At 52.4% G+C, this 3657-nt stretch carries 7 protein-coding genes; all 7 read right to left on the reverse strand.

The genetic code is table 11. From position 1 onward, the window contains the following. Window positions 1-11 precede the first annotated feature (11 nt). Window positions 12-590, reverse strand: coding sequence for a hypothetical protein (locus RMSM_RS18100; protein ID WP_008699378.1), 579 nt, complete (start codon window positions 588-590; stop codon window positions 12-14). Window positions 591-669: 79 nt separating this feature from the next. Continuing rightward, window positions 670-1119 (reverse strand): hypothetical protein, encoded by a 450-nt coding sequence (locus RMSM_RS18105; RefSeq protein ID WP_040767888.1) that lies wholly within the window; start codon window positions 1117-1119, stop codon window positions 670-672. A gap of 94 nt (window positions 1120-1213) precedes the next feature. Beyond that, window positions 1214-1888 carry a tetratricopeptide repeat protein gene (locus RMSM_RS18110; RefSeq protein WP_008699380.1) on the reverse strand — a complete coding sequence of 225 codons (675 nt, stop codon included), beginning with the start codon at window positions 1886-1888 and terminating at the stop codon, window positions 1214-1216. Window positions 1889-2048: 160 nt separating this feature from the next. After that, window positions 2049-2216 (reverse strand): hypothetical protein, encoded by a 168-nt coding sequence (locus tag RMSM_RS41850; protein ID WP_008699382.1) that lies wholly within the window; start codon window positions 2214-2216, stop codon window positions 2049-2051. Between the two features lie 219 nt (window positions 2217-2435). Beyond that, window positions 2436-2738, reverse strand: coding sequence for a hypothetical protein (locus tag RMSM_RS18115; protein WP_008699383.1), 303 nt, complete (start codon window positions 2736-2738; stop codon window positions 2436-2438). 194 nt (window positions 2739-2932) lie between these two features. Beyond that, window positions 2933-3100 (reverse strand): hypothetical protein, encoded by a 168-nt coding sequence (locus tag RMSM_RS41855; RefSeq protein ID WP_008699384.1) that lies wholly within the window; start codon window positions 3098-3100, stop codon window positions 2933-2935. Window positions 3101-3270: 170 nt separating this feature from the next. Then, window positions 3271-3657: hypothetical protein (locus RMSM_RS42730; protein WP_008699385.1), on the reverse strand; the 387-nt coding region annotated here is incomplete at its 5' end.

The raw sequence follows: 3657 nt of genomic DNA on the forward strand, positions 1-3657 counted from the left end.
GATGGTTACGCTCATTTGTTGACGAATACAAGTGAGGCATCGTCATCATCGTTGAAAGTCATATCTTTCGCACACAACGATCCCCATTCATCGCAAGCGAGATTGTGCTTTGCGAATCCGTGGAACTTGACAACCCGGGTAAGAGAACTCGGCCCCGTCCCACCCTCGACTGTCACCTCGCAGAGCGCTGCAAACTCAGAATCGACGGCATAGACTAAGACCTGCGTGTTCTTGCCTGGACGCAGAAACGAAATCCCGATATTTGCCGAAGGAAGATGACGATAGAGAGCCCACTCGTGCATCCCTGATTCGACGTGCTTCGCCGTCGCTTCCCAATGTTCAATGCCAAGTGGCGGAAAATTGGCAACGAGGTCTTGTGCGTGTTGACTCGCCGTCTTCTTGGTGGGAACTGTAGCGGTACCTCTCGAGACGCTTTGAGTCTCCCATTCTTTCAGCTTGGCTGCGTATTCAGCCTGTGTTGGCAGAACAAAGTCCGGACGCTTTTTGAGACAGGCTGCGACATACAAACAGAGCGGCGCTAGCAGGGCAATTGCGACCAGTGCTGTTCGGATCGAAAACTGGAAACGCATGGCAAGTCAAATCCAGATTCTTCTTTGCGTAACGACCAGGATCACCCGGTCCGAGCGGTTGAGCAACCATTCTCCAAGATCAACTCGAGGACTCGGGTGCATCCGTTGGTTCTGCCATCTTCTTCACGCTGGGTAGGACCGTGCCGGACGAATCCTGGACAGTCGTTCGTAGGAATTCAATCATCGTATCAAAAACGTGGTCCACGAGTTCCTCAGGATCGAGGTCGGGATATTTTTGCCACAATCGTCGATTCCATCCACGCTTTGGTTCTCTTCCGTTCGGATGGGAATACGAGGTCGAAATTCCGTAAATCGCGCAGATCCTGCGCCGCCACGCGATCCATGGATCACCGTCATCAATGTTGTCGAAATCAGTTGCACGAAGGTCGTTTAGCGGCGGCAGATGATTGTCAATGAAGTCTTGCGCCGCTGTTTCAATGGTGTCGGGACACGTCATTTGCCAGTGCCAATTCGGGGCGACGCGTGAAAGAACTCGCATCCAAAGCGACACCAGTTCATCAGGTTGCAACGGTATTCAGTAGAACGTCTAAAATCACCCGGTCGCGACGAGAGATTTGCCATTTTCAAAACGCCCGACTTCGCGACTCGGGTGCATTTTTTTGTTATCCGACGATTTTGGCAGCCGTTTCCAGTTCTGCAAGCTCATTCGGGAATACGTTAGTATCGCCGCATGCGTGAATCAATCGGCACACCTCCGATGCGATGTTGTGTGCTGGTGTGTCGAAGCGATCGCGGTTCTCAGCCATAGCCAACGTTTTGACGATTTCCGTTGGAATCGGTTGGTCAACTTGCTCGGCGTTAGCGTACCGATCCGCTAGGCGAACAAGACGAGTCGTATCAATATCGGTTGAGCCGTTGCGAATGAACGCAACGAGTATCAATTCATCGGTTTTGATGTTGCGCCAGTGATGCTCGATTGACGCGAAATAGGTTTGATTGACGCGACTGAATTGACCAATAGCGTCCGAGTATCTTTGGTCGTCCATGAATTGATAACCAAGATACAGTGGCACCCATGGGTGCGTAGGGTTTAGCTGTTCCGTTTTGTCGAGCCATTCAACACATTTCCGACGTTCAAGCGGTGAATCCCATCGGTGATAGTATGTCAGTGCGATGGCGTAGCAGTGTTCCGCGTCGGCAGGTTCGCGATCATGCAATTCGCGCCCTAGTTGCTCGGCGTTGCAAAATATTCGGTTGGCAATCTTGTGATCAGTTTCAGCCTGAGCTTCGTCGATCAGTTGCCACAGGCGATCATGTTTGGAGTCAGGTTGGCTCATGATCTAGTCGGATAACGGTTGACGTCACCGCGATCCGGCGATTGACGTTGTGATGGCCTAGTTTAGCAACGCCGGATCTGCGGTGCACGTCGTGGTTATCGGCCTTGGTTTGCAGCGGACTGGATCGATCCATCCGATCACGCGGCCAGAAGGATCTAGTTTACGGCACAGGATTGCACGCATCAATCGACCGCGCAATATCGAGCTTGGGAATCGACAGCGCAATGTCGGTCTGGCCTTCGGCCTCGTTGGTGACCGCTGGCCCCAAGTTCCGCGTATCCAATTTGCGACGGGTGACGTTGCCAATGAACTCCCATTCGCCGGACACTCAGCCGTTGTTTCAAATCATCGCACGCGCAACATCAAGCATCCTGGATCGACCACGCACCTTTTGTGTCCGATAACGTCACCGATCACGGGGCGGCGACGAGTGATTCTCAACTATTAAAAGACGCGACTTCGCCGCTCCAGTGCATCGGAATGGTTCGCCGCTCTCGCAGCGGATTATTGCCGGACAGTAGTATCGACTTTCACCAACATACACAAGCTAAGCGATCACATCCGGCCCAAAGTTGTTCACGATCATAATTTCAAGTAGTTGTCGAGCAAGGCTGTCCGTTACATCATTTGTTTCGAGCCAATCGTTGAGTTTTGAAGCCAAACGATTCGGACCATCGTGAGACTTGAAGACAGCGACGACAGAAGCTTGTGTTGGAGCATTACCGAATACAGCTGCGATCGGATCAAAGAACTCGTCGGCGGGCGCATCGTCGAGCCCAATCGTGTTGGTCAAGAACTCGGAGAAATCCTGGGCCATGTTGTGCGTGAGTTGATCGCTCGACATCGTCATGGGAATAACTCATCAAGGCTTGTGTGGACTACACATCTCTGGCGGCGAACGGTTGACGTCACCGCGATCCGGCGATTGACGTTGTGATGGCCTAGTTTAGCAACGCCGGATCTGCGGTGCACGTCGTTGTTATCGGCCTTTGTTTGCAGCGGATTGTATCGATCCATCAGATCACGCGGCCAGAAGGATCTAGTTTACGGCACAGGATTGCACGCATCAATCGACCGCGCAATATCGAGCTTGGGTATCGACAGCGCAATGTCGGTCTGGCCTTCGGCCTCGTTGGTGACCGCTGGCCCCAAGTTCCGCGTATCCAAATTGCGACGGGTGACGTTGCCAATGAACTCCCATTCGCCGGACACTCAGCCGTTGCTTCAAATCATCGCACGCGCAACATCAAGCATCCTGGATCGAGCACACAACTTTTGTGTCCGATAACGTCGGGCATAACCGAGCGACCGCCGACCGGCTTCTACCGACCAAAAGACCTGATCGGTCGCTTCGGTTCATGCCATGGTTCTACGGCTTCGCCTTACCGTACTTTTTTGGGTTGAAACGCCTCTTGAATGTTAACCGAAAGTTGAGACTTAAGGTTCGTAAGTCGCAACATTTCTTCAGAATCACGATGGACTATCTTGCCTGGCATTTCGACGAATAAAGTGTCGAGGTCGGGTAAGGATTCAAGATGGGAAATCAGTCCTGAATCTATTTGTTCGAGAGCAAGCTCCACCGCGACGACTCGACGCTCAGCGTCTGACCCAATGATGAATTCAGTAAATGACTGTGATGGAGGTGCTGCGTTACCAAAACGCTCAAGCAAGATCTGCGGAATGAGTATCGAATGAGGCCGCGTAGTTCCATTATCGGGATAGATCGCGAATGCGGGACGTTGGTATTTGAAGTGAACGCGTCCGCCGGC

Origin of the sequence: Rhodopirellula maiorica SM1 (assembly GCF_000346295.1) — a bacterium.
Lineage (GTDB): Bacteria > Planctomycetota > Planctomycetia > Pirellulales > Pirellulaceae > Novipirellula > Novipirellula maiorica.